At 57.5% G+C, this 25,634-nt stretch carries 25 protein-coding genes; 12 read left to right on the plus strand and 13 right to left on the minus strand.

All coding sequences use genetic code 11. The features are described 5' to 3' along the window. Positions 1-124: 124 nt before the first annotated feature. Entirely contained in the window at positions 125-1,627 is a 1,503-nt protein-coding gene (locus AC07OV_RS02375; RefSeq protein ID WP_494997866.1) for a nucleobase:cation symporter-2 family protein, read from the minus strand. A gap of 172 nt (positions 1,628-1,799) precedes the next feature. Between AC07OV_RS02375 and AC07OV_RS02380 the strand changes: the two genes are divergently transcribed. Next, on the plus strand, positions 1,800-2,750 hold the full coding sequence (locus AC07OV_RS02380) for a LysR family transcriptional regulator (protein WP_495091422.1): 951 nt from the start codon (positions 1,800-1,802) through the stop codon (positions 2,748-2,750). 143 nt (positions 2,751-2,893) lie between these two features. Then, the gene (locus tag AC07OV_RS02385; RefSeq protein WP_494997868.1) at positions 2,894-3,727 is read left to right on the plus strand and encodes a nucleoside-binding protein; all 834 of its coding nucleotides are present in this window, start codon (positions 2,894-2,896) and stop codon (positions 3,725-3,727) included. Positions 3,728-3,831: 104 nt separating this feature from the next. Here AC07OV_RS02385 and punC read toward each other — a convergent pair whose 3' ends face one another. Next, the gene (gene punC, locus AC07OV_RS02390) at positions 3,832-5,016 is read right to left on the minus strand and encodes a purine nucleoside transporter PunC (RefSeq protein WP_495091423.1); all 1,185 of its coding nucleotides are present in this window, start codon (positions 5,014-5,016) and stop codon (positions 3,832-3,834) included. A gap of 122 nt (positions 5,017-5,138) precedes the next feature. Between punC and punR the strand changes: the two genes are divergently transcribed. Beyond that, on the plus strand, positions 5,139-6,053 hold the full coding sequence (gene punR / locus AC07OV_RS02395; RefSeq protein WP_495091424.1) for a DNA-binding transcriptional activator PunR: 915 nt from the start codon (positions 5,139-5,141) through the stop codon (positions 6,051-6,053). Between the two features lie 118 nt (positions 6,054-6,171). On the opposite strand, the gene AC07OV_RS02400 is transcribed toward punR, so the two are convergent. Continuing rightward, positions 6,172-7,341: an aspartate aminotransferase family protein gene (locus AC07OV_RS02400; RefSeq protein WP_495091425.1), complete on the minus strand. Its 1,170-nt coding sequence runs from the start codon at positions 7,339-7,341 to the stop codon at positions 6,172-6,174. Positions 7,342-7,444: 103 nt separating this feature from the next. On the opposite strand from AC07OV_RS02400, the gene AC07OV_RS02405 reads away from it, so the two are divergent. Further along, complete coding sequence (locus tag AC07OV_RS02405; protein WP_494998912.1) at positions 7,445-8,350, plus strand: LysR family transcriptional regulator; 906 nt, start codon at positions 7,445-7,447, stop codon at positions 8,348-8,350. Here AC07OV_RS02405 and AC07OV_RS02410 read toward each other — a convergent pair. Both AC07OV_RS02410 and fabV read right to left on the minus strand, forming a co-directional pair. After that, on the minus strand, positions 8,347-8,970 hold the full coding sequence (locus tag AC07OV_RS02410) for an HAD family hydrolase (protein WP_495091426.1): 624 nt from the start codon (positions 8,968-8,970) through the stop codon (positions 8,347-8,349). The genes AC07OV_RS02405 and AC07OV_RS02410 overlap by 4 nt on opposite strands. Positions 8,971-9,156: 186 nt before the next feature. Next, a complete protein-coding gene (gene fabV / locus AC07OV_RS02415) occupies positions 9,157-10,350 on the minus strand; it encodes an enoyl-ACP reductase FabV (RefSeq protein ID WP_495091427.1) in 1,194 nt (397 codons plus the stop codon). Positions 10,351-10,624: 274 nt separating this feature from the next. On the opposite strand from fabV, the gene AC07OV_RS02420 reads away from it, so the two are divergent. Both AC07OV_RS02420 and ppnN read left to right on the plus strand, forming a co-directional pair. Then, positions 10,625-11,449: an aspartyl/asparaginyl beta-hydroxylase domain-containing protein gene (locus tag AC07OV_RS02420; RefSeq protein ID WP_176995383.1), complete on the plus strand. Its 825-nt coding sequence runs from the start codon at positions 10,625-10,627 to the stop codon at positions 11,447-11,449. Positions 11,450-11,598: 149 nt separating this feature from the next. Further along, positions 11,599-12,972, plus strand: coding sequence for a nucleotide 5'-monophosphate nucleosidase PpnN (gene ppnN, locus AC07OV_RS02425; RefSeq protein ID WP_495091428.1), 1,374 nt, complete (start codon positions 11,599-11,601; stop codon positions 12,970-12,972). Here the strand turns inward: ppnN and AC07OV_RS02430 are convergent, their stop codons facing one another. Then, positions 12,973-13,365 (minus strand): RidA family protein, encoded by a 393-nt coding sequence (locus AC07OV_RS02430; protein WP_495091429.1) that lies wholly within the window; start codon positions 13,363-13,365, stop codon positions 12,973-12,975. A gap of 155 nt (positions 13,366-13,520) precedes the next feature. Here AC07OV_RS02430 and AC07OV_RS02435 point away from each other — a divergent pair, with 155 nt between their 5' ends. The 3 genes from AC07OV_RS02435 to AC07OV_RS02445 all read left to right on the plus strand — a co-directional run bounded on the left by AC07OV_RS02435 (position 13,521) and on the right by AC07OV_RS02445 (position 14,617). After that, a complete protein-coding gene (locus AC07OV_RS02435) occupies positions 13,521-13,778 on the plus strand; it encodes an AbrB/MazE/SpoVT family DNA-binding domain-containing protein (protein ID WP_494998915.1) in 258 nt (85 codons plus the stop codon). After that, the gene (locus AC07OV_RS02440) at positions 13,775-14,170 is read left to right on the plus strand and encodes a type II toxin-antitoxin system VapC family toxin (protein WP_495091430.1); all 396 of its coding nucleotides are present in this window, start codon (positions 13,775-13,777) and stop codon (positions 14,168-14,170) included. The genes AC07OV_RS02435 and AC07OV_RS02440 overlap by 4 nt, the downstream gene beginning before the upstream one ends. A gap of 78 nt (positions 14,171-14,248) precedes the next feature. Further along, positions 14,249-14,617 carry a hypothetical protein gene (locus AC07OV_RS02445; protein ID WP_494998914.1) on the plus strand — a complete coding sequence of 123 codons (369 nt, stop codon included), beginning with the start codon at positions 14,249-14,251 and terminating at the stop codon, positions 14,615-14,617. A 3-nt stretch (positions 14,618-14,620) separates the two neighbouring features. Here AC07OV_RS02445 and AC07OV_RS02450 read toward each other — a convergent pair whose 3' ends face one another. Both AC07OV_RS02450 and mqo read right to left on the minus strand, forming a co-directional pair. Then, positions 14,621-14,950 carry a YXWGXW repeat-containing protein gene (locus tag AC07OV_RS02450; protein ID WP_495091431.1) on the minus strand — a complete coding sequence of 110 codons (330 nt, stop codon included), beginning with the start codon at positions 14,948-14,950 and terminating at the stop codon, positions 14,621-14,623. Between the two features lie 291 nt (positions 14,951-15,241). Further along, the gene (gene mqo, locus AC07OV_RS02455) at positions 15,242-16,888 is read right to left on the minus strand and encodes a malate dehydrogenase (quinone) (protein WP_176995379.1); all 1,647 of its coding nucleotides are present in this window, start codon (positions 16,886-16,888) and stop codon (positions 15,242-15,244) included. A 482-nt stretch (positions 16,889-17,370) separates the two neighbouring features. On the opposite strand from mqo, the gene AC07OV_RS02460 reads away from it, so the two are divergent. Both AC07OV_RS02460 and AC07OV_RS02465 read left to right on the plus strand, forming a co-directional pair. Beyond that, positions 17,371-18,558: an MFS transporter gene (locus AC07OV_RS02460; RefSeq protein WP_176995378.1), complete on the plus strand. Its 1,188-nt coding sequence runs from the start codon at positions 17,371-17,373 to the stop codon at positions 18,556-18,558. Between the two features lie 67 nt (positions 18,559-18,625). Further along, the gene (locus tag AC07OV_RS02465) at positions 18,626-19,264 is read left to right on the plus strand and encodes a LysE family translocator (RefSeq protein WP_016971450.1); all 639 of its coding nucleotides are present in this window, start codon (positions 18,626-18,628) and stop codon (positions 19,262-19,264) included. A 68-nt stretch (positions 19,265-19,332) separates the two neighbouring features. Here AC07OV_RS02465 and AC07OV_RS02470 read toward each other — a convergent pair whose 3' ends face one another. After that, on the minus strand, positions 19,333-19,557 hold the full coding sequence (locus AC07OV_RS02470) for a hypothetical protein (protein ID WP_495091432.1): 225 nt from the start codon (positions 19,555-19,557) through the stop codon (positions 19,333-19,335). Between the two features lie 222 nt (positions 19,558-19,779). On the opposite strand from AC07OV_RS02470, the gene AC07OV_RS02475 reads away from it, so the two are divergent. Continuing rightward, positions 19,780-20,334 carry a M91 family zinc metallopeptidase gene (locus AC07OV_RS02475; protein WP_178921064.1) on the plus strand — a complete coding sequence of 185 codons (555 nt, stop codon included), beginning with the start codon at positions 19,780-19,782 and terminating at the stop codon, positions 20,332-20,334. A gap of 955 nt (positions 20,335-21,289) precedes the next feature. Here AC07OV_RS02475 and AC07OV_RS02480 read toward each other — a convergent pair. The 4 genes from AC07OV_RS02480 to AC07OV_RS02495 form a co-directional block, all read right to left on the minus strand. After that, on the minus strand, positions 21,290-21,658 hold the full coding sequence (locus AC07OV_RS02480; protein ID WP_495091433.1) for a DUF1090 family protein: 369 nt from the start codon (positions 21,656-21,658) through the stop codon (positions 21,290-21,292). Between the two features lie 435 nt (positions 21,659-22,093). Continuing rightward, positions 22,094-23,644, minus strand: a complete 1,551-nt coding sequence (locus AC07OV_RS02485) for an EAL domain-containing protein (RefSeq protein ID WP_495091434.1) — start codon at positions 23,642-23,644, stop codon at positions 22,094-22,096. Between the two features lie 477 nt (positions 23,645-24,121). Continuing rightward, the gene (locus tag AC07OV_RS02490; protein WP_495091435.1) at positions 24,122-24,412 is read right to left on the minus strand and encodes a DUF7673 family protein; all 291 of its coding nucleotides are present in this window, start codon (positions 24,410-24,412) and stop codon (positions 24,122-24,124) included. A 559-nt stretch (positions 24,413-24,971) separates the two neighbouring features. Further along, the coding region (locus AC07OV_RS02495; protein ID WP_495091436.1) for a YadA C-terminal domain-containing protein at positions 24,972-25,634 on the minus strand (663 nt) is incomplete at its 5' end.

Consider the following 25,634-nt stretch of genomic DNA (forward strand, 5'->3'; position numbering starts at 1 on the left):
ACGCCCCCCCCCCCAGATGTTGTACTCAGTCTCGTGGGCTCGGAGATGGGTAGAAGAGACAGGGGGTGAATTCACCGCCGCTATCGCAGGCAAGCCAGCTCCCACATGGGTTTCTCAATCGGCTTTAGACTTCGGTGGTTTCAGGTTTCGCCGTCTTCCTTGATACATCGGCCACCAACGGAATCTCCTTGCCCTCGGCGTCAAACAACTTGCCGCCACTGAAGTAGTCCCCATCGCGCAGTTCCGACACATCGCGGAAGCACAAGCTGCGCTCGGTCCCCGCCACGAACACTGACTGCTGGTCCGAGTTGCCGGCCGTGAAGTGGTTGAACGCCAGGTTCAGCAGGATAGCCATGATCGCCGACGAGCTGATGCCCGAGTGGAAAATCGTCGCGAACCAGCTCGGGAAGTGGTCATAGAAGCTCGGCGCAGCGATGGGGATCATGCCGAAACCGATGGAAGTGGCCACAATGATCAGGTTCATGTTGTTGCGATAATCCACCTTGGACAAGGTGCGGATACCACTCGCCGCCACGGTGCCGAACAGCACGATCCCGGCACCGCCCAGCACCGACGTCGGCACCGCCGCAATCACCCGCCCCATGAAGGGCAGCAAGCCGAGCACCACCAGGAACACCCCGCCGGTGGCCACCACAAAACGGCTCTTCACGCCGGTCACCGCCACCAGGCCTACGTTCTGGGCGAATGCGCTTTGGGTGAACGAACCGAAGATCGGCGCGAACATGCTCGACAGCATGTCGGCGCGCAAGCCATTGCCCAGGCGTTTGGAGTCGACCTTGGTGTCGATGATTTCACCGACGGCCAGGATGTCGGCCGAGGTTTCCACCAGGGTCACCATCACCACGATGCACATGGAAATGATCGCCGCCACGTGGAAGGTTGGCATGCCGAAATGGAATGGCGCAGGGAAACCGAACATCGGCCCCTGGGCCACACCGGAGAAGTCGGCCATGCCCAGGAATACCGCGATCACCGTACCAATCACCATCGCCAGCAGGATCGACAATCGCGAGATGGTCGCGCTGCCGATCTTGCTCAGCAGCAGCACCAACACCAGGGTCAGCGCGGCCAGGCCGATGTTGGACATGCTGCCAAAATCCGCCGCGCGGCTGTTGCCACCCATGGCCCAACGGGCCGCGACGGGCATCAGGGTCAAGCCGATGGTGGTGATCACGATGCCAGTCACCAGCGGCGGGAAAAACTTGGTGATCCGCGAGAACACCGGCGTGATCAGCAAGCCGATGAACGACGCGGCCATCACCGCCCCGAGTATCGCCGGCACACCGCCCGCCCCATCACTGCCGACAATCGCCACCATCGTGGCCACACCGGCAAAGGACACGCCCTGCACCAGCGGCAACTGACAACCAAAAAACGGCAAGCCAAGGGTTTGCAGCAGCGTGGCCAGGCCACCGGCAAACAGTGACGCGGCGATCAGCAGGCCGATATCGGCGGGCGACAACCCCGCTGCCTGACCGACGATCAACGGAACGGCAACGATGCCGCCGTACATGGTGAGCACATGCTGCAGGCCGTAAGCCATGTTGGCCGCGACGCCGAGATTCTCATCTTCTGGCCGCTGCGGTGACGCCTTCGGGATAGTCATGGTGGGGGGTCTCTGTTTTTGTTGTGTATTCACTGTATGCAAAGGAAAGACGGGATGTCCATAGAGTTGTATACAATCAATTTCACAATAAGCCGGACGACGGCGATACAAAAATCCATTCAGCCGCCCTGCCCTGTGGCTTGAAGCCGTGCGCAAAAGGACCTGAAAAAAAATGCTCAACCGCAAGCTGCGTATTCATGCTCCGGCCATCTACTACTTCGACATGGTGCGGCGCTGCCATTCGATCCGCGAAGCCGCGCGGCGCCTGAACGTGGCGTCGTCAGCCGTGAACCGGCAGATCCTCAAGCTGGAAGACGAGATGGGCGCACCGCTGTTCGAACGGTTGCCGGGCGGCCTGCGCGTGACGGCCGCCGGTGAGATCCTTACGCGCCACATCAGCCTGCTGCTGCAGGATGTAGAACGGGTGCGCGGTGAACTGGATGGCTTGCACGGCGTGCAGACCGGGCACGTGGAAATCGCCACGGTGGAAGGTGCCGCCGTCGAACTGCTGCCTGCCGCACTCCGGCGTATGCGCGAGCGCTACCCGAAGGTGACGATTGGCGTCACGGTGCAGGGTTCGCAGTCGATTCCCGGCGCAGTCATCAATGGCCAGGCGGACCTGGGCCTGGCGTTTGCCCTGCCGCGCAGCAACGAAATCACCCAGCTGTGCGTCGGCCATTTCCGCTTGGGCGCGTTGATGACGCCGGAGCATCCGCTGGCCGGTGAAACGCGGGTGAGCTACGGGCAGTGCTGCGAATACGGGGTGATCCAGGCCAAGAGCGAGCTGTCAGTGCATCACCTGATCGCCCCGTTGCACAGACCCACGGCGGCAGCGAACAAGCCCCTGCTGCACAGCAATTCCATGGAGCTGGCGCGACAGTTGGCGCGCCAGCAATTGGGCATCGCCTTCCAGACCCGCATCGGTATCGAGGCCGACCTGCAGCGCGGCGAACTGCTGCACATTCCGCTGAGCGACCAGGGTGGCATTTTCAGCGACCTGGGCGTGTATGCCCGCAAGGACCGTGACTTGCCCGTGGCGGTGCAAGCCCTGACCCACCTGCTGGGCGAAGAAATTGCCTTGCGCGAACGCGACGAAATGCCCGCGACGCCACGTATTTCCTGACTTTCAGGGCAAATACCGTGCTGCCGTTTCGGCATCGCCCCAGGCGAGATTCTGTTCTTTGGCGCGCGCCAGCCTTGTGCTGATACTGCGCCCGGCGGTCCCTGCAAGGCCGCCATGAGCCAAACGCCAAAGGAATAAAAACAATGAAAAAGGCACTGCACGGCGCAACCGTTTTACTGTCCCTCCTCGGCGGCGGGGAGGCTGTCGCGGTGGAATGGATGAACAACAGCGTAGGTTTCCGCTACGGCCAGCACTTCACCAATCCGAACAACCCCGACGATTTCAGCAAGCGCATCTACAGCTTTACCCACGCCAGCGGTTACAGATACGGCAGCAATTACTTCAACCTTGATGTGTTCCTGTCCGACAGCAGCGACCCGCGCAAGGGCACGGACCATGGCGGCAGCGAGGTGTACGGCGTGTACCGGCACCAGTTGTACGCGTCCCGGGTATTCGATGTGCCGCTGGGCACCGGCCTGATCAAGGACTACGCCCTGACGGCGGGGTTTGATGCCAATCGCAACAACAACTTTGCGTCAGCCAAAAAGCGCGCTCTGGTGTTGGGTCCTACCTTGAAGTTCAACACCGTCGGTGTGCTCGACCTGAGCCTGATGTACTACAAGGAAAAGAACCACACTGGCATCCCCGGCGCGCAAGAGTCGAACCACACGTTCGATGACACCTACATGCTCAACCTGACGTGGATGCGCCCGTTCGAAGTCGCCAGCCACGCGGTCAAGTTCCAGGGGTTCATCAATTACGTCGGGGAAAAAGGCAAGGACTACCATGGCCGCGACACCGCGCCGGAAGCGCTGATGCGCACCGCGCTGATGGTGGCGGTGCGCCCGGGTAAAAGCGTGAAACCGAACCTGTACCTGGGCGTGGGTTACGAGTATTGGCACAACAAGTTCGGCGTGGACGGTGGCCTGGGCACCCGCACCTCAACCCCGACGTTGAACATGGAAGTCACCTTCTGACACCCGCCAATCTGTAGGAGCCGGCTTGCCGGCGATAGCGGTGGGTCAGCAACGAATGGGCTAACTGATAGAACGCGATCGCCGGCAAGCCGGCTCCTACAAGGTCAGGCCTGGGCCAGTTTGGCAGGGTTGTTTTTTGGCCGCGCCAGCCAGTAACCCAATACCGCCAACGGCGCAGTCGCCAGCATCACGATCACGGTGATCAACAACGGTTGGTCAATCATCGACGACACCAACAAGCTGCTAAGAAAGCACAGGCCCAGTTGCAAGGTGTTTTGCAGGGCCGCAGCCTTGCCGGAGTTTTCTGCAAACGGCATCAGTGCATTCGCCACCACGATGGGATAGCTCGCGCCGTTGACCAGGGCCATCAGGCAGAACGGAATCAGCAAGGTGGTGAGGGTCGGCACGGTCAAGGTGGCAACCAGGTACAACGCCAGCATGCTGATGCAATACGCCACCAGCAACCACGGCAGCAGGGTTTTGCCCTGATAACGCTGCAAGGCGCTGCGGCAACTGTAACCGCCCACCAGGAACGCCAGGGTCGGCAGCACGTAGCTCATACCAATGTCATTCGGGCTGTAGCCCATGTCGCCCAGAATGAACGGCGACGCGGTCAGCCAGGCGAAGAAACTGGCGGAGCACGCGGCAAAGATCATCACGTTGCCGGTAAACACGCGGGATGTAAGCAATTGCCCGTAACCCAGGCGCGCAGGTTCGCCCGTCTGCGCCTGACGTTTCGGTACGGTGCGCAGGAACAAGGTGGGCAACAGCAGCAGCAACGACACGCCCAGCAACACGCCGAAGATCGCCTGCCAACCAAAGTGGTTCAACACCATCGCCCCCAGCAACGGCGCCAGGGCCGGCGACAGTGACATCAGCGGCATGATGCTGGCGAACACGCGATGGGCCTTGTCGGCCGGGTAACGGTCAATCACCAGCGCCTGCCAACTCACGGCGGCGGAACACACGCCAATCGCCTGGATAAAGCGCAACGCCAGCAACTGCGACGCGGTCTCGACCCAGAACATGCCCAGGCAACCCAGCACAAACAGGCTCAGGCCCGTGAGCAAGATCGGTTTGCGACCCAAACGGTCAGACAGCGGCCCCCACAGCAACTGCCCCACCGCAAAGCCCGCGAGGAAAATACTCAAGCTGGCACCCACGGCGCCCGCGCCGATCTGCAACTGTTCGCCCATGGCGCCGAAGGCCGGCAAGTACATGTCCATGGCCAGATAACCGAGCATGCTCAGCCCCGCCAGATACCCTGTGAAACCCAAAGAATTTTTCATTGAAGCCTTGAATATATTGCCATCAAACTATTTGCTGACTGGCGCCCATTATGAAGCTGACATTTTTAGTGTGAAGCGATAATAATTGGACACTCTCATCAAATATTTTGAAGGCAACCACCATGTGGTCTGAATACTCCCTGGATGTAGTCGACGCGGTGGCGCGTCATGGCAGTTTCAGCGCCGCCGCCCAGGAATTGCACCGTGTGCCATCGGCTATCAGCTACACGGTGCGTCAGATCGAGGAGTGGCTGGCCGTGCCACTGTTTGTGCGCAGGCACCGGGATGTGGAGCTGACTCCGGCCGGTCGCCTCTTTATAGAAGAGGCCCGTGGCGTGATGAAAAAGATGCTGGGCACACGTCGCTTGTGCCAGCAGGTGGCCAATGGCTGGAGCGGCCAATTGAAGGTGGCCGTGGACTCCATCGTCAAACCCCAGCGCTGCCGCCAACTGGTGCTGGATTTTTACCGGCAGTTTCCCGAAGTGGAATTACTGCTGGAATACGAGGTGTACAACGGCGTGTGGGACGCTCTGGCCGATGAGCGCACCGATATTGTGATCGGCGCCACCAGCGCGGTGCCGGTGGCCAGCCACTTCACGTTTCGTGACATGGGCCTGTTGAACTGGTTGTGCGTGGTCAGCGCCAAACACCCGCTGGCAGCAGTCAAGGGATTGCTCAATGACGATCAACTGCGCCCCTTCGCCTCCCTGTGCATGACCGACACGTCGCGCAACCTGCCCAAGCGCGACACCTGGACCCTGGATAACCAACGGCGGCTGGTGGTGCCCAACTGGGCCTCGGCCATCGATTGCCTGCGCGACGGGCTGTGCGTCGGCATGGCGCCGGCGCATCAGGTGTTGCCGTGGATCGAGCGCGGTGAGTTGGTGGCGTTGCAGTTGAGCCGGCCGTTTCCGGCCAGCCCGTCGTGTGTGGCCTGGGCACAGAACAAATTGTCGCCGGCCATGGCGTGGTTGCTGGAGTACCTGGGGGATACCGAAACGATGAATCAGGAGTGGTTGAATGGGCCTGCCCTCTGAATATTTTGGACATCCCTGTGGGAGCTGGCTTGCCTGCGATAACGGTGGGCCAGCTACCAATGTGCTCGCTGATACACCGCTATCGCAGGCAAGCCAGCTCCCACATTTTGATCGCATTTCAATTAAGCAGACGGGTGATGGCCCGCACGATCATCTCGACTTCCTTGGCATCCAGCGTCAACGGTGGCAGCAACCGGATGATCTTGCCCCGCGTCACGTTGATCAGCAGTCCATGCTCCTGGGCCGCCCGCAGGGCCAGGTCACGCAAAGGCTCGGCCAGTTCAATGCCGATCATCAAACCCTGCCCACGGATCGCCAGCACATTCGGGTATTCGCTCAACTCCACCCGCAAGCGCGCCAGCAGGCGTTCGCCCTGCTGCGCGGCGTTATGCAGCAAACCTTGCTCTTCGATGATATCCAGCACGGTGCAACCCACACGGCAGGCCAGTGGATTGCCGCCAAACGTGCTGCCGTGGCTACCAGGGGTGAACAGTTTGGCCACCGACGCACGCGCCAAGCAGGCGCCGATCGGCACACCGTTGCCGAGGCCTTTGGCCAGGGTCATGACGTCCGGGACAATGCCCTCGTGCTGGAATGCAAACCAGGCGCCGGTGCGGCCGATACCGGTCTGGATTTCGTCGAGCATCATCAACCAGCCGTGGCGCGTGCAGTGATCACGCAGAGCCTTGAGATAGCCAGGTGGCGCAGGCAGCACGCCGCTTTCGCCCTGGATCGGCTCCAGCAGCACTGCCGCAATGCGCGCACCGTACTGCTGGGTGATTGCATCCAGCGCGGCCAGGTCGCCAAAGCCGATCTTGAGGAAATCCCCCGGCAGGCGCTGAAAACCCAGGCGCACCGAGGGACCATCGCTGGCGGCCATGGTGCCGAGGGTGCGCCCGTGGAAGGCGTTCGCCATCACCACCACCAACGGTTCTTCGATGTCCTTTTTCCAGCCGTGCAACCGCGCGAGTTTCAGCGCCGTCTCATTCGCCTCGGCCCCGGAGTTGTTGAAAAACGCCTGGTCCAGGCCCGACAAGCCGGTCAGGCGCTCGGCCAGCCGTTGCTGCCAGTCGATGCTGTAGAGGTTGGACGTGTGCAACAGCAAGCCGGCCTGCTCACTGATGGCCGCCACCAGCTTGGGGTGGGAATGCCCGACGTTGGTCACGGCCACGCCGGCCACGGCATCCAGGTATTCGCGGCCCTGCTGGTCCCACAAACGCGTGCCCAGGCCACGGGTGAAACTCAAAGGCGAAGGTTGATAGGTGGTCATCAGGCAGGCGACGGTCATGGCGTCAAACTCCAAGGCAGTGTGTCAGTGCACCCAGTATCGTTAGCCACCCGAACTGGATAAACTGCGCAAACCTGCAATGACTTTAAAGCTGGGCTTGATAATGGATCTGTTCCAAGCGATGACGGTGTACGTAAAGGTGGTGGAGACCGGCAGCATGACCGCCGCCGCGCAAGAGTGCGGGATGTCGACCACCATGGTCGGCAACCATCTGCGTGCGCTGGAGCAACGGCTGGGGGTCAGCCTGCTCAAGCGCACCACCCGCAAGCAGAGCCTCACCGAGTTTGGCGGGGAGTACTATCAGCGCTGCCTGGAAGTACTGGGGCTGGTGGCCGACTCTGAGCTGCTGGCCGAACAGATCCACAGCGAAACCCCCAAGGGCGACCTGCGTATCACCGCGCCCCCGGTATTCGGCACCGAACGCCTTGTGCCAGCCTTGAGCGAATTTTCCAAACGCTACCCGCTTATCAACCTGTACGTCGTGCTGAGCAACGAGCGGATGGACCTGGTCGACAGCGGCTTTGACGTGGCGATCCGCCTCGGCGAACTGGAAAGCTCCAGCCTGATCGCCCGGCCCATGCAGGACTACACCCTCACCCTCTGCGCCTCACCTGAATACCTGGCGCGACGCGGCACGCCGCAGACACCTGATGACCTGCAACAGCACGACTGCCTGGCGTTCGCCTACCCCGCGAACGACAACTGGCGCGACACCGGCAAACTGTGGCGCATGAGCAATGACGGCGGCGAGGTGGAAATTCCGGTGTCCGGCTCGTTGACCATTAATAGCTCACAAGGTTTGCGCCAGGCGGCCGTGAACGGCATGGGCATCATCATGCTGGCCGATGCCCTGGTACACCCGGACCTGGAGAGCGGCAAGCTGGTGGCCTTGTTGACCACCTATAAATTGCCCAGCCGCCCCATGCACCTGCTGTATCGCCAGGACCGTCATCGCCTGCCCAAGCTGCGGGCGTTCGTGGACTTCGCGATGGAGCAGTGGGCGCGCTAGAAACCTACGCCCAACTCACGCAAGCGTGCCGCTGTGCGCTCGGCCGACACATGGTGAATCCCCTGCCAACCGAGTGCGACGGCGGCCTCGATATTGCCCGCCACATCGTCGATAAACACCACCTCACTGGCCTGGATATCCGGCAGATGGGCGCGCACTTGGCTGAGGCTGGCGTGATAGATCGCCGGATCGGGTTTGATCAGCTTCAATTCGCCGGACACCACGATGTCTCGAAAGCGCTGCAGGAACGGGTAGTTGGCCCGGGCGTACGGGAAGGTTTCGGCTGACCAGTTGGTGAGCCCGAACAACGGCATGCCGGCCTCGTGGAGCGCCTCGAGGATCGCCACACCGTCCGGCAAAGGCCCGCGCAGCATTTCGTGCCAGCGGTCGTAGTAGGACTGGATCAACGTTTGGTGTTGGGGATACTGCTCGATCAGGCGGCGAGTGCCTTCGGCCAAGGTGCGGCCGGCATCCTGCTCGGTGTTCCAGTCCTGTGTGCAGATGGTATCGAGGAACCATTGCCGTTCGTGGTCATCGGCAATCAGCTTGCGGTAGAGGTGCTGCGGGCTCCAGTCGAACAGAACACCGCCGAAATCAAAAACTACTGCACGAATCGTCATCAGATCCTCCGTTGGCGTGGCTTGATAGCCAAAGGAGTCTGCCAGATTGTAAGGGAGGATAGGAGCGCGAGAACGCGCGGGAAATCTCTGAACTGTAGGAGCCGGCTTGCCGGCGATGGCATCACTGCGGTGTGACTGAAACACCGCGGTGATGCGATCGCCGGCAAGCCGGCTCCTACACGGTGATCAGGCTTGGATCAGGCCATTGATCTTCACGGTCGGGTTCACGTCGGCGTCGTAGTCCACGCCGTCGATTTCAAAGCCGAACAGGCGCAGGAACTCTGCCTTGTAGCCGGCAAAATCGCTGATCTCGTTGACGTTGTCGTCGGTCACCTGGTTCCACAGTGCAGCCACGGCGTTCTGGACTTTCGGCTCAAGCTCAGCCAGGTCGGCACGCAGGCGGCCGTCGGCATCGAGTTTCGGCGCTTTGCCGTACAGGCTGTCCTTGAACAGGCCGTAGACCTGCTCGATGCAACCTTCGTGAGTGCCCTGCTCTTTCATCACTTTGAACAGCAGCGACAGGTACAGCGGCATGATCGGGATCGCCGAGCTGGCTTGGGTCACAACGGCCTTGAGCACCGACACACGGGCATCGCCTTTGAGAGCGGCGAGGTTGTCGCGCAGGGTCAGGACTTTCTTGTCCAGGTCTTTCTTGGCTTCGCCGATGGAGCCGTTCCAGTAGATGTCCTGGGTCAGCTTCTCGCCAAGGTAGGTGAACGCGGTGGTCTTGGCGCCTTCGGCCAACACGTCAGCGTCACGCAGGGCGTCGATCCACAGCTGCCAGTCTTCGCCGCCCATCACTTTGACGGTGCCGTCGATTTCTTCCTGGGTCGCAGGCTCCAGGGTGGTGTCGACCACCACACCCTTGTCGGTGTTGATCCCGCGCAGGGTTACGGCCTTGCCGATCGGCTTGAGGGTGGAGTTGTGCACCACGCCTTGCGGGTCGGTACGGCGTGGCGCGGCCAGGCTGTAGACCACCAGGTCGATCTTGCCCAGGTCTTTCTTGATGGTTTCGATGGTCAGGCGCTTGATCTCGTCGGAGAACGCGTCGCCATTGATGCTCTTGGCGTACAGGCCTTTTTCAACGGCGAACTTCTCGAACGCGGCGCTGTTGTACCAGCCGGCGGAGCTCAGCTTGCCTTCTTCGCCTTCTTTCTCAAAAAACACGCCCAGGGTGTCGGCGCCGCAGCCAAACGCAGCACTGATGCGCGCGGCCAGGCCGTAGCCGGTGGAAGCGCCGAGGACCAGCACCTTCTTCGGGCCGCCTTCGATGGCGCCGTGTTGGGTCACGTAGTCGATCTGTTCCTTGACGTTCGCTTCACAGCCAACAGGGTGAGCGGTCACACAGATAAAGCCACGAACCCGCGGTTTGATGATCATAAAATTTCTGCCTCTTCCAAGGGGTCGACGGCCAGTGGTGGCCATTCAACTTCATTCGTACGGGTCTATGACGTCCGAAAAACCGAAGCGTCACGATAGTCGCAAATCTTCTGTTTACAAAATCCAATCCCAAAAACGCGGGATCGGCCGTCGCAAGGGTTAAAAACTGTGTCGGGCCTTCACAATTTCGCAATATTTAAAACGCCCGTCGGGGTCATAACCCCCTATCATGACTACATTGTTTCGCTATGTTTCATGTCCGGAGCCACGTTTCATGAGTAAAAGTGCTGTTCGCAAGAAGCTGATCTCCGTCGCCTGGGCGCTCGGTGTTCTGCTGTTCATCTACTGCTTCCCGCGGACCACCCTGGTGTTTCTGCTGCTGGTGGTGTTCTGCGGCGTTTACGATTTCCTGCGCAATGGTCTGTATGACGCTGACACGATCAAGAAATATTTCATCGGCAGTGGCCGCAACACCTGGCTGCTGGCGCCGTTCAACACCCTGTTCGACCTGCTGAGCCAACGCAACCGCCATGTTTACACGATGCGCGATCTGCCGCCTGCCTGGCGCGAAGACCTGCAGCAAGTGATCGACGACGCCATGGCCCGCAAGGATGAAATCATCGGCTATCTGGACGAGCGCATGGCCGAGAAAAAACGCGGCATGCTGTTTTTCCAATGGTACGGTCGCCCGATCGAAACCAGCCTGGATATCCCGCAACTGCGCAAGAAACTGCCGTTCGTGAAGACCATCGGTGTTTCGGTGTTCAACGAAAACCGCTCGACGTCCTTCCACTTCGGCCCGCTGCGCATGATGTTCCGCGTGCTCTACAACATGGCGCCGGCCCCTCACCACGAGGGCGTCTACATCCAGGTAGGCAAGCACAAGCATTACTGGCACGACGACCCACTGTTTATCTTCGATGACACGTTGATGCATGCGTCCTTCAACAAGAACGACGCAAAACGTTACTGCCTGTTCATTGATATTGTGCGACCGACCCTGCTGCCGTCGGTGCTCAACGCCGTGATCGCGGGCTTTGCCGGGCTTGTCTTTACCCTGCGTCGGGTTTTCTACAAAAACTGGAAGCTGATTCAGTAAGTTCTGCGGCATGATGGTGCTGGACGGTGTTTGCACTCGGCGTAACGCCTGGGGTAAAAAATCGTCTCGTGCGTCCGTATTCGGCGCCCACCATTCTCAAGTCATCGCGCTTCAACAGGGCGCGGTGGCTGTGCTTTCAAGGAATCAGAATGCCCCAACGTCAAGTCATCAATGCCTCCGTCAGCCCCAAGGGCAGCCTCGAAACCCTGTCCCAACGTGAAGTGCAGCAACTGAGTGAAGCCGGCACCGGCAGTATCTACACCCTCTTCCGCCAGTGCGCCCTGGCCATCCTCAACACCGGCGCGCATATCGACAACGCTAAGACCATCCTCGACGCCTATCAGGACTTTGAAGTGCGCATCCACCAGCAGGATCGCGGCGTGCGCCTGGAACTGCTGAACGCCCCGGCCGATGCGTTCGTCGATGGCGAAATGATCGCCAGCACCCGTGAGATGCTGTTCAGTGCCCTGCGCGACATCGTCTACACCGAGAACGAACTCGACAGCCAGCGCATCGACCTGAGCAATTCCCAGGGCATCACTGATTACGTGTTCCACCTGCTGCGCAACGCCCGCACGCTGCGCCCGGGTGTCGAGCCGAAGATCGTGGTGTGCTGGGGCGGGCACTCGATCAATACCGAAGAATACAAATACACCAAGAAAGTCGGCCACGAACTGGGCCTGCGCAGCCTCGACGTGTGCACCGGCTGTGGCCCTGGCGTGATGAAAGGTCCGATGAAAGGCGCGACCATTTCCCACGCGAAACAACGCATTACCGGCGGCCGTTACCTGGGCCTGACTGAGCCGGGCATCATCGCCGCCGAAGCGCCGAACCCGATCGTCAACGAGCTGGTGATTTTGCCGGATATCGAAAAACGCCTGGAAGCCTTCGTGCGCGTCGGCCACGGCATCATCATCTTCCCGGGTGGCGCGGGCACGGCCGAAGAGTTCCTGTACCTGCTGGGCATCCTGATGCACCCGGACAACAAAGGCCTGCCGTTCCCGGTCATCCTCACCGGGCCAAAGCACGCCGCGCCTTACCTGCAGCAGTTGCACGCGTTTGTCGGCGCCACCCTGGGCGAAGCGGCGCAAGCCCACTACCAGATCATCATCGACGACCCGGCCGAAGTGGCCCGCCAGATGACGGCCGGCCTCAAGGCGGTGAAGCAGTTCCGCCGCGAGCGCAACGACGCGTTCCACTTCAACTGGCTGCTGAAGATCGACGAGGGCTTCCAGCGCCCGTTCGACCCGACCCACGCCAACATGGCCAGCCTGCAACTGAGCCATGCGCTGCCCCCCCACGAACTGGCGGCCAACCTGCGCCGCGCGTTCTCGGGGATTGTGGCGGGCAACGTCAAGGACAAGGGCATTCGCCTGATCGAAAAGCACGGCCCGTATGAAATCCACGGCGACCCGGCCATCATGAAACCACTGGACGAACTGCTGCAGGCGTTCGTCGCCCAGCACCGCATGAAGTTGCCGGGCGGCGCGGCGTATGTGCCGTGCTATCGCGTGGTGCAGTAACTAGCGCTGCACCGCCACACATTTGATTTCCACCAGCAGGCCGGGGTGTGCGAGTTCCGACACCCCGATCGTGGTCCAGGCGCAATGCCCGCGTGGGAATAGGCGGTTTTTCACCTCGCGAAAAACCGCCATGTGCTGGCTCATGTTGACGTGATAAGTGGTCATGTCCACCACGTCATCGAAACTGCATCCCCCCTCCTCCAATACGCTCCGCAGATTCTCCCAGGCGGCGATGAATTGCGCCTCGGGGTCTTCGATGACAGCCAATTGTGGCGTGCGCCCAACCTGCCCCGCGCAGTAAAGGGTTTTGCCGACCTTGACCGCCGGCACGTAGCCGGCGCGTTCGACGATGGGGTACATGGCGGTGGGGATGATGAGCTGGCGATCGGTCATATGTTGTATCTCTTTACAGTCGTTTTGAGGCGTGCCGATGGGATGAGTCGGGCTAACGTTTTACCTGTTCCCACTCACCCACACCAGAAGAGCGACCTATGGACCAACGGATCTTGTCCTTCACTATTCCTTACCCTAAGGTAAGGCGCATTGCGATGGAGATTTTTAATATGGCAACCGCCACACTGACTTCAAAAGGGCAAATCACTATTCCGGTCCAGGTAAGGACCGCCCTGGGCCTGGAAACAGGCGACCGCGTCGAGTTCGTCGAAATGGAGGACGGCAAGTTCTCGATCATCTCGGCGAGCAAAACCGTGCAAGACCTCAAGGGCCTTATCCGCAAACCCGTCAAGGCCGTGTCGATCGAGGACATGAATCTCGCGATAGCATCGCAAGGAGCAAAAGCGGGATGATCGGCCTGGATACCAACGTGCTGGTGCGCTATGTCACCCAGGATGATCCCGTTCAATCCCCCAAGGCATCCGAGCTGATCGAATCGCTCACCACACTGTCGCCAGGTTTTGTCAGCCTGGTGTCGGTGGTTGAGTTGGTGTGGGTTTTACAAAGCTGCTACCAGTCGACCAAAAGTGAAGTGGTGGCGGTGCTGGAAACGCTGCTGCGCACCCGTGAGCTGACCATCGAGCATGCCGAGATCATCTGGCAGGCCCTGCGGCGCTTTTCAGCCAACAAGGCCGATTTTGCCGACTGCCTGATCGAGCGTTGCGCTCATTCGGCCGGCTGCAAATACACGGCCACGTTCGACCTCAACGCCGCCAAGGCCACGGGAATGAAACCGTTGACCTGAGCCACAGCATTGCTAGGCGCTTCAGCCTTTGGTAAAAATCGCGTTCAACCGTGATCAAGAGACACACTCACCGTGCGCATGCTCCTTCTCGCTACCTTGAGCATGGCGTCGGCCTTTGCCAACGCCGAAGCCATCACCTGGCCCGACCTGCCGACAACCTGTTTCGTCAGCGGGCGCTCTGCCACCAGTACGGATGTGGATACCGGCTGTGCGGCGTTCTTGATCAATGTAAAAGGCAAGGCTGCGGGTACGCCGATCAAGCTGGATATTCCGCAGTACGCCCTGCATGTTGACGAAGCCACCGGCAAAGAGACGCCGGTGATCATCATCCAGGCGGAAGAAAACGGTGACATCAAGGCCGTGGGCTACAAGGAGCTGGGCACCGATCAACTCGGTGCCGCGCTGTTGCGTGAGGTGCGATTGCTCGGTACCCAGAAGCCGATCTAGGCCTCAACGTACCCAGCCACCACCCTGCCAGTGGTAACCATCGTTACGTTGTACCCAGTGAGGGTGCACATAGTGATAGCCCTCGCGCACGGCTTCCCAGTGGCCGTGCACCGCCACATAACGCCCGCCTTCCCAGCGCCAGTAGCCACGGGACCACACGTAGCCGTAACGGGCTGCGGGCTCGACTTCGATCACCTGCACCGGTGGCGGTTGCGGCGCCACCACTTCGACATATTCACGCTGGACCGGCCCACGCTCGTGCACGACCCGTTCCTGCACACACCCGGACGCCGCGACGACGACCGCGGCCATTGCTGCATAACGTAGCAACATACAAAAACCCTCGGGCGTACTCGCCCAACAAACACACTGAAAATGCCCCCTTTGCTGCAGCCTCGCTCCTGCTTGGCCCTGGGTTCTTTTTAACAGGTGGTGTCTGTCGGTGGGCTGAACAGCAAATGCCTCAAACCCTCCGGATGTAGTGAGCGGGCTTGCCCCGCGCTGCGCTGGGTCATTTGCATCGTGGTTGGCTGATACGCCGCGGCGCGGGGCAAGCCCGCTCACTACAATAAAAAGCCCGCTGACCGTTACCGGTTCAGCGGGCTTTTTTGCATCGGGCTTGGCTTACAGCGCCAGGTCAGACGCCGGCTTGCTTGGCTCTGCCGCAGGCTTGGCAGCCTCGGTGGCCTTGGGTGCAGCCAGTTGCGGGATCGCAGGCGGTGGAGTCAGTTGCAGGACGCCAGCCGTGTAGGCCCATTCCTTGGCAACCGCTTCAGGGCTGTCGTTCAGCTTGGTGCCGTAGCTCGGTACGATCTGGTGCAGCTTGGCCTGCCACTCAGGGGTCGCGACCTTGTCCTTGAAGACCTTTTGCAACACGGTCAGCATGATCGGAGCCGCGGTGGACGCGCCTGGCGATGCACCCAACAGGCCGGCGATGGTGTTGTCGGCGGAGCTGACCACTTCGGTGCCGAGTTTCAGGACGCCGCCCTGCTCTTCGTCACGCTTGATGATCTGCACGCGCTGACCGGCTTGCCACAGGCGCCAGTCTTCTTTCTTGGCGTTCGGGAAGTACTCTTTCAGGGCGTTGTAGCGGTCGTCATCCGACAGCATCAGTTGGCCAGCCAGGTACTCGACCAGTGGGTATTCACGAATACCGACTTTGGTCATTGGCCAGATGTTGTGGGTGGTGGTGCTGGTCAGCAGGTCCAGGTACGAGCCTTCTTTCAGGAACTTGGTCGAGAAGGTCGCGAATGGGCCAAACAGAATCACGCGCTTGCCATCCAGCACGCGGGTGTCCAGGTGTGGAACCGACATCGGTGGCGCGCCAACCGAAGCTTTACCGTAGGCCTTGGCCAGGTGTTGCTCGGCGATGGCCGGATTATCGGTGACCAGGAACGAGCCGCCTACCGGGAAGCCAGCGTATTCACGGGCTTCAGGGATGCCGGATTTTTGCAGCAGGTGCAGTGCACCGCCGCCCGCGCCGATGAACACGAACTTGGCGTCGGTTTCGGTCTTGGTGCCGTCTTTCAGGTTTTTGTAGCTTACACGCCACGAACCGTCGGCGTTCTTGGTGATGTCCTGCACTTCGCTCGACAGTTTCAGGTCAAACTTCGGTGTGGTTTGCAGGTGAGCGACGAACTGGCGGGTGATCTCGCCGAAGTTCACGTCGGTGCCGATCGGGGTCCAGGTGGCCGCGATTTTCTGGTTCGGGTCACGCCCTTCCATCATCAGCGGAACCCACTTCTTGATCACAGCCGGGTCTTCGGAGTACTGCATGCCAGCGAACAGCGGGCTCGCTTGCAGGGCTTCGTAGCGCTTTTTCAGGAACTTGATGTTGTCATCGCCCCACACAAAGCTCATGTGCGGAGTGGAGTTGATGAACGAACGCGGGTTCTTCAGCACGCCCTGCTGGACCTGCCAGGACCAGAACTGACGGGAGATCTGGAACGCTTCGTTGATCTCGACCGCTTTGGGGATCTCAACGTTGCCGTTCTTGTCTTCCGGGGTGTAGTTCAGTTCAGCCAGGGCCGAGTGACCGGTACCGGCGTTGTTCCAGCCGTTGGAGCTTTCTTCGGCCACGCCGTCGAGGCGCTCGACCATTTCCATCGACCAGTCCGGCTGCAGCTCGTTGAGCCATACACCCAGGGTTGCACTCATGATGCCGCCGCCGATCAGCAGCACATCGACTTTCTTTGCCTCTTCCGCGTGAACGGACGTGATCCCCACCGACAAAGCCAGCCCCAGCAGGGCAGTGTTCAGTTTTTTAAACATCTGTAGCACCTATGATAAAACGCCATCCGCCCCACCGCCCCTGATCATGGGCAGCCCTCCATCACGGTGCGCCAGGCAACGCACCGCGGGGTTTGCACATTCACGAGGAGACCGCAGGGTGGGCACACAAGGCCGACGTGTCGACCTCACTTTTATGTCCCTTCTGCGCTGACTTCTTATCATTATTGGCTTCAGCTACCTGGGCGACAGCCAATCGCTGGGACGTATACGGATGTACGCACCAGGGAAAGACTAGACCAAGACGGCGCGCAGAATATCACGGCAGATGGCCTTTATGCGCCGTTTGGCCAATTGACAGCTCTAAATCGCGGGTTTTAACGCGCCAGTGTCAAGCCCGACAGGCGCGACCTGGGGTCACAGGCCTGGAACTCTCACGCAAAAGGCTGTTCTAGACACCTTCGCCGCCTGTTGCGTAGCATCGGCGGCTCTCCTTCGTGCGTTCCATCCACATAGAGTTACCCATGACTATCCAGCAAACACCCGGGCACGTGCTGCCCGCGCGCAGCGCCGCCAAAATGGAAGCGGCCATGGCCGTGGGCGCCTTTGCGATCGGCACCGGCGAATTCGCCATCATGGGCTTGATGCCCGACATCGCGCAGAACCTGGGCTTGAGCGAACCGCAAGTCGGCCACGCCATCAGCGCCTACGCCCTGGGCGTGATGGTCGGCGCGCCGCTGCTGGCCATCCTCGGCGCCAAATTGCTGCGCAAACATATGCTGCTGTTGCTGATGGGCCTCTATGCCCTGGGCAACCTGGCCACGGCATTTACCCCGACCTTCGGCTCACTGGTGGCCTTCCGCTTCATCAGCGGCCTGCCCCACGGCGCCTATTTCGGGATTGCTGCGGTGGTGGCCTCGAGCATGGTGCCCAACGACAAACGCGCCGGCGCCGTAGCCCGCGTGATGATGGGCCTGACCCTGGCCATGCTGCTCGGCAACCCCATCGCCACCTTCCTCGGCCAGCACCTGGGCTGGCGCTCGGCGTTTGCGTTGGTCAGCGTGATAGCCCTGTGCACCATTGCGCTGGTCTGGCAATTCGTACCCCACCGCCACGACGAACAACGCAGCGACCCGCGCAAGGAGCTGCGCGCCTTCACCAAACCGCAGGTGTGGATGGCGCTGTCCATCGGCGCGATTGGCTTTGCCGGGATGTTCTGCGTATTCAGCTACCTGGCGCCGACCATGCTTGAAGTGACCAAAGTCTCGCCGCAGTGGATTCCCTTCGGCCTCGCCGCCTTTGGCGTGGGCGGCATCATCGGCAACATCGCGGGCGGCAAGCTGTTTGATCGCCTGCAATTTCGCGCGGTGGGCTGGATCATGGTGTGGTCGATGGCCGTGCTGATCTTCTTCACCTTCGCCGCCAGCTCGCTGTGGAGCGTGCTGCTGGGCATCGGCCTGGTCGGCACCATGATCGCCATGGCGGCGCCGCTGCAAATCCGCTTGATGGACATCGCCCATGAAGCGCCAAGCTTGGCGGCGGCGTCGAACCATGCGGCGTTCAACCTGGCGAACGCGCTGGGGCCGTGGTTGGGCGGGATGGCGATTACAGCCGGGTATGGCTGGACCAGCACGGGTTACATTGGTGCGGTGACTGCGCTGATCGGGCTCGGCCTCTACCTGATTGCAAGGCGCATGAAAGGCGGGCACTGAACGGAATAAAAGCGGGCCCTGAATTGTTATGTTGATTCAAACAACCCAACAAAAAACGAAGGGTCCCATGGACATCACTCTCCCCTTACTAAGCATCCTCGGCGCCATTGCCATCGGCGCCGCCAGCCCCGGCCCAAGTTTCGTCTTCGTGACCCGCACCGCCATCGCCCTTTCGCGGCGCGACGCACTCGCGGCGGCCATGGGCATGGGCGTCGGCGGCGTGGTGTACGGCGGGCTCGGCCTGTTCGGCCTGCAAACGCTGCTGGCCAAAGTTGAATGGCTCTACGTGATCCTGAAAATACTCGGCGGCGCCTACCTGGTCTGGCTGGCCGTGCAACTGTGGCGCTCGGCGAAAAGCCCGATCGTCGTGCCCACCACGGCCGATGGCCGGCCACAAAGCGCTCGCAAATCCTTCACGCTGGCGGCGGTGACGCAACTGAGCAATCCGAAAGCGGCGATTGTGTACGGCAGTATCTTCGCGGCGTTCTTGCCGGCGCACGCCCCGGTCTGGACGTTTGCCGTGCTGCTGCCGGCAATCTTTGCGATTGAGGCCGGTTGGTACACCGTTGTCGCGCTGGCGTTCTCGTCGGAACGGCCTCGCGCAGCGTACCTGCGGTCAAAGCACTGGTTTGACCGCACCGCCGGCCTGGTCATGGGGGCGCTGGGTCTGCGCCTGATCCTGGGCTCAGCTCACGTCCAAGCCTAAACCGAACACCCATCCCTGTAGTGAGCGGGCTCGCCCCGCGCTGGGCTGCGAAGCAGCCCTATGCCCTATCAATCATCATGCATCAACCCCGCCCCATACTCCCCAAAACTGCTCCCCAACTCACTGCCACCTCCAAAACTCATCTTGGCCGCTTTGCTAGGGCTGTGATCACCAAACGCCTGGCATCCCCCCGAAAAACAAGGGTCACTGCTCCCGCCCGACGATCCCGACGAACAAGCACTCAACAGCAACGCACCAGCGACCATCACCACTTTGACGAGGTTCGAGATCATGTTTTCAGTTCCCTATGGACAGGAGGCGCGGAGGTCCTCTCTTGAAGAGGATCGTAGACCTCGAAAGCGTGGGGGATGATGAAACTTTGCGGGGAGACAGGGTGGGTTCAGGTTGCCCCTTCGTGGCGCGTCGGGACTTACCCAGCCCAAACGCCATGGAATAAAGGTCTGCGACTGCGTGTTGTGTTCCTAGTCATTTCAAGATCATAAGGAACACAGGTGATGATCCAAAACTACAGCGCCTTCCCCAACATCACCCTGGAATCAGCCAGCCTTGAATTCATGAACAACCTGATCACGGCGCTGCAAAGGATCGAGTCGAGAAACACCGGGCGCGACCTGCTCAAGGAAATCAATGAGCTTTGCGGCCCCAGTACGGGTAAAACCATCAAGATCGTCGCTATCGCCAGCGATTACTCGACGACGCCGAACACTTGCGCCTCCGTCGGCAATGCAACCGACGCCTTGAAAAAGTGGATTTTCAAAGGGCCCGGCACCAGTGTCGAAGTGACATGGAACCCGTATTCCAGCCTGGCACTGGACGCCCAAGGCGTTCCAACCGGAATGAGCTATGAAGACAGCTCGACGAGCTTCATTGGCCTGGCCCACGAACTAGTACACGCCTATCGCATTCTGCGCGGCACTTACCTGGGAGGCAGCAACATCAAGGAAGAAACCCGGGCGACGGGCATTGGTGATTCGGCGAGCAAGAAGTTCAGTGAAAATAGCATTCGCGCTGAACATAGCTTGCCACGGCGAACTGCTTATTCGAGGTGAATGGGGATCGGGGACTGCCTCCAATGTTCACGCAAAACAAATATCCGGCACAGCACGGCGAGAAACGCAGCAAACGCCTCTGCCACACCCAAGAGGCATCCCTGATAAACTGCGCGCCATTCGCCTCGTTGACTCAGATCGCCCATGTCTCTACAAATTGCGCCACTCTCTCGCCGCTTTAGCGTTGCACCTATGATGGATTGGTTGCATTAGCCCACACAATACCCGGCTAATGGGCTATCTCACTGAAATCCCTTAACGGTGTAGCAATTTCTAAGCAAGGCTCAATTGCTGCCTGACAACGGCACCACCGTAGCTATCGCTGTAATTTTTTACGAAAGGAGTCGTCACCATGTCAGACGAATACAGGCTACCGGATGTGCTGAAACGGATGTACGAAAATCAGATGGCCTGGAGGCTGCCTTGATGGAGCTGAGGCTTCATACTGAAAAGAAAGGCTTGAACGAGACTGGAGAAAACGTTCGGGGCGCCTTGTGGGCAATCGGAGAGAACGCCGGCGCATTTGGCAGGGGCTAGCCAAACTAAAGCATAGAAATGCAGATCATTGACAGATCTCTCACCCGTGCCTAGCGCGCACCGCGGGGTGGCTGCGCAATGATCACGTCTGTCCAATCGACTAACGGATTCAATAAGGAGACTCGCAATCGGGTCTCCTCTAATTACTTTTGATTTAAGCTTGCTAATAAATATCTTCAGGATCTTCAGTCCAAACACTATCTTTTAACACGCTCAGCAGCAATATTAGCTTTCTTCAGTCGTGCGTCGCGCTGAGCTTTATTATAATCGTCATGCCCCTGCATTATACCACCTGCCAAGCTTACCCAAGTGCCTACTGTACAACCAGATATAAATGACAAAACCAAAATAATACTTAACAGCACATACACCCTCATAGCAACCCTCTACTTAACACAACAAACAAGTGCAAATTAATTCATTCTTGCGCAATACGATCTAACCTCTCCCGAGCCCTGTCTAATTTCCTCTTATATCTTTCAACTTTTTGAGGGGATCCGGATTCGATCGCAGCCTTAAACTGCGCTTTTATTCGGAGAATATCGTTCGTCGTTCGGGATATTGCCTGCTCTTGCTGGTACCGATTAAGATCATAACAACATTGGTGAGCTCGAGAAATCGCTGACTCTAGACCTAGCCATTTATTCAAATCTTCATATTTCTTTGCCTGCTCGCTTTCAAAACTTACTTCTTCAACCCGATGCTTACAGCCAGTTACATTCCCCGCAACAGAAAAATCGCACCAGAACCAAAAAACTAATGCCCCACAAAAAAAAATCTTAAGCATACAGACACCCTACTCCAACTAATAGTTAACCCAATATCCAAAGTCAAACCGACACGTCAATCAACCGACACTCTAATGCCTCAAATAAAAAATCCGACACCTCAAGATAACTATTTAGCGCATCGTTCTTCATGCTCCCGCTCCATTTGCAGTGGTGTGGTGACTGAAGTTTTGGTGCTCCTCGGTCAAAATTACTTTGTGACGTAGAGACATTCGAAAAATCTAATAACACTTTTCGCACTTCAATTAGAGTAACGAAATACATAAGAAACTAACCACATGGCATTGATTGCCATCCACAGTACCCTTCTCCCTTGCGGAAAATCTTTACGTACTGTTCTAATCAGTATTACCCAATCTTACTCAACCATAATCGGATAAGGTCTGCATCCGGCAAGGGGAGAATGGCGCATCAAATCCAATAAAACCAGGCTTCTACCTCCACGGAATCTCTAGCTGCCTCAACGATGAGCTATTGAGAAAATCATCAATTTTCATTGGCTTGGCAAACAAGTAACCTTGAAGATATTGCACCCCCTTATCGGACAAGTAAGATGATTGCTCCGAAGTTTCGACCCCCTCTGCAACCACAGTTAAGCCTAGTTTCAACCCCAACTCTATGATTGAATCAAGAATATGCACTGAGAGCGCTTCGACACCAATCATTGATACAAATGATTTGTCAATCTTTAAGTAGTCAACCTTAAATTCTTGGAGATACGACAAACTGGAGTGGCCTGTACCGAAATCATCAAGTGCAATTTTCACCCCCATTTCATGCAGGACATTCAGAACACTGACGACTGTCTCATTCGACTGAATAAGCTCTCTTTCAGTCAGTTCCAATATTAGTACTACACGGCCCGGCTCAAACGCCGCCAGAAACTCGCGACAGTCATCAACCAACTTCATATCTTTAAAATGAGCGGTACAAACGTTGAAGCTGATGTGGAAATTTTCCGGCAAAATTTTTGCTGCTTTGGAAAACTCGAACGCGGTCTGCCTCATCAACGACCGTGTCATCGGCACAATCAGCCCACAACTCTCCGCTAGCGGAATAAAATGGTCGGGCCGAATCAAACCTTCAGTAGGGTGCTGCCACCTCATCAGCACCTCAACAGCAGTCCACTGGAGATTTTCGGCTGACACTAGTGGTTGGACAAAGGGAATGAATTCGTTGGCCTCTAGAGCGCGCTTCAACTCGCCGCTAGGTGCTAAAACTCGTCCCAAGAGCCAATAGGCCGTCAGCCCTCCCCCCGCTCCAAGTAGGGCAACTAAAACAATCAGTGCAAAATAACCATCCACCGCGTCACGCCAGATATGTCCACGCGGATATCCGTTATATGCGGTGATATCAAACTGGCTTGAAGATAGGCGGCTTTGAGCCACAGGCAAATTTAGGAAGGGCTCGGAATGAACAATACCATCCGCTGTCATCCAGCTACTCCCCACCTGGATAGCTAAATGAGACTCAGGAGCTATGAGATACAACGCATCTTTTAGATATTGTCCATCCACCCCCACCAAAGAACTACTATCGCCATTTTGGGATCGGTAAACTAGAACAGCTCGGTCCAATGAAACGCCATTACCTCCAATAAGTTTTAACCCGCCATGATAATCGCCTGACTCAATGTGTTCTACATAGCCATCGCCAAATAATGAAGTGCAATCTATATTGTCATTTTTCGCCAAACTTGCGGATCGAACAAAAGGAACAGCGGCGACTACAGACCTCATACGCGCCGCAGCATCAACGCAGGGTAAATTTGAAATTTGCAAATTTTTCTCTGCAGCAATTTTTGCATTTTCAAGCATTACGTCTATCTGCCTAATCGCTTCCACCACCGCAATTTTAGAATTTTTATTAAGAGTGTACGTTGACTGCCAATAGATGACGAGCAGTCCCATACCGAAAATGGCCAATGCAATTAAAGCCGACTTCACTACTGCAACCTGCTTTCTTCCCCGCAGTATTTTTTTCATACGCCAACCCTATCTCAACCTAAACTAGTTAACCGCTTTTATAGAGGCACATGATATACCGCAATAATGGATTGGACACCACGCTCCCCTTTGCCCCGCCAGAATACCAAGTGAAAAATGCCAAAAATCTGTAAAACAATAAGGTAGGTCAACGGAGCTCTCGACAACAGTGATTATCGTGCCGATCAATGGCGAGCATTGGCTTTCATAGTTCCCGAGTAAATCTCTTAGCTATTCATGGTATCAGTTCCTGACGCCGCTTTGCTGCCGCATCCTCAATCAGACTAAGAAGCACCTCAATTGTATCCAGTGTAAGTGCACTCGACGCATCTAGACCTTTCACAAAACCTACTGAACGCTGCTGGACGATCTCTAACACATTAACATCTGTTACCTGCCCCAAAAGTGTCAAGTGGTTAGCTAATTTAGTACAGACCGGGTCAGGCAAACTAATACCTCGCTGAAAATACACAACGCTCACAAACGGTTCTCCCAGGCGCTGGACAACGCCTCAAAAGGTAAGCTAAAGCCAAGTATGCATGGTCGTACTGGGTTAACAGTTAGCCAGGAAAATAACTGAGCGCAGGCTTGGGCTATGGTCTTATCCAAACACCAAAGCTCAATCAGGACAAATCCGCTGTGCGCTTCAGCGTCCCACCAACTCAATAAAAAGCTAGCGACTATACGGCCTTGCTCAGTATCATATTGGGCGGTGATAAGCAATCGTTCGAGCGCATCACGGGTGAGAGGATCGAGAACAGCATTCACAGGATTTACTCCTTAATAGAACCAACGACGATGGGCATACAAAATATCTGCCCGTAGCTCGTCTAGTGTTAGGCTAAGAGGCCGAGGGTAAAATATTTACATGAAAAAAAAGCCCGTCACTCTGCCTAAGTTCAGGGCCACTTTATACATATATAGTACGACTGGTAGTGCAGGTTCAGTCGCGACTTGCTTTTCCCAATGCCGCGAGGATTGCTAGGTGCAAAGTGGAACCACTATTCACTTGCTTAGCTAGGGAGACTAAATAATCCTGTGCAGCGCCCCCCCCAGCTTCGCCCAAAGCCTTCAAAGCAGCAAGGTGTAAAGTTGACCCTTTACTGGCCTTTTTAGCGAGATCGACCAGATACTCAGAGCCTCTGCTCCCATTGCTCATTGACAGCTCCCCTCAGGTGATAGCTAATCGTAATAACATCAAAGCCACCAAACCACCTTCTACGTCATGCCGATTACTTTTATCGGGTGCCTACACGATTACACTGACTTCCTGAAAAATCTAACACTAGTGCAGGCAACCACAAAATAACCATATTAATTGTTTTACTCAGAACTCAAAACCGACACCGGCACCCGCGGTAATCTGCTCAGAGACATTATCATATGCCGCATTAAATTTAACGCTCCAGGTATCGTTAATTCGACGACCTGCACCAATAGCAAAAGCTTGAGCAGATCCAGAAGTTCCAAAACCAGCTGTTACTGAAGTTTTACCAGGACTCATCGGAGTTACCAACGAGCTCATTGCGGCACTTTGCGCCATGAAACCGCTGACATTACGATCAATCTGTTTAATTTTTCGCTCAGCACTTCCAATACGCTTTTCAACATTATCAAGACGAGATTCGGCAACCCCCATACGACGACTATTATTCAAACTCATTGCCGCCGTTACATCAATCTGCTCTACAACTCCGCCAACCTTATCTGCAAACTCCACAACGTTATCCAAAGCTTTGCCATGCTTATCAAGGCGATTTGCATGATCTACCAACTCTTTTTTGTTTTCGCCTACCTTTTGATTAACTGCTTCAAATTCTTGATCAGCGGATTTTTTATTAGCGTCGACCTTGCCATCTACAGCCGAAATCTTTTTCTCTGCAGACTCCTTATTATCCTTAATGGCCGTGGCATTAACGTCGACCTTGCCATCTACAGCCGAAATCTTTTTCTCTGCAGACTCCTTATTATCCTTAATGGCCGTGGCATC

The sequence above is a fragment of the Pseudomonas sp. GW821-FHT09A09 genome (assembly GCF_059418405.1).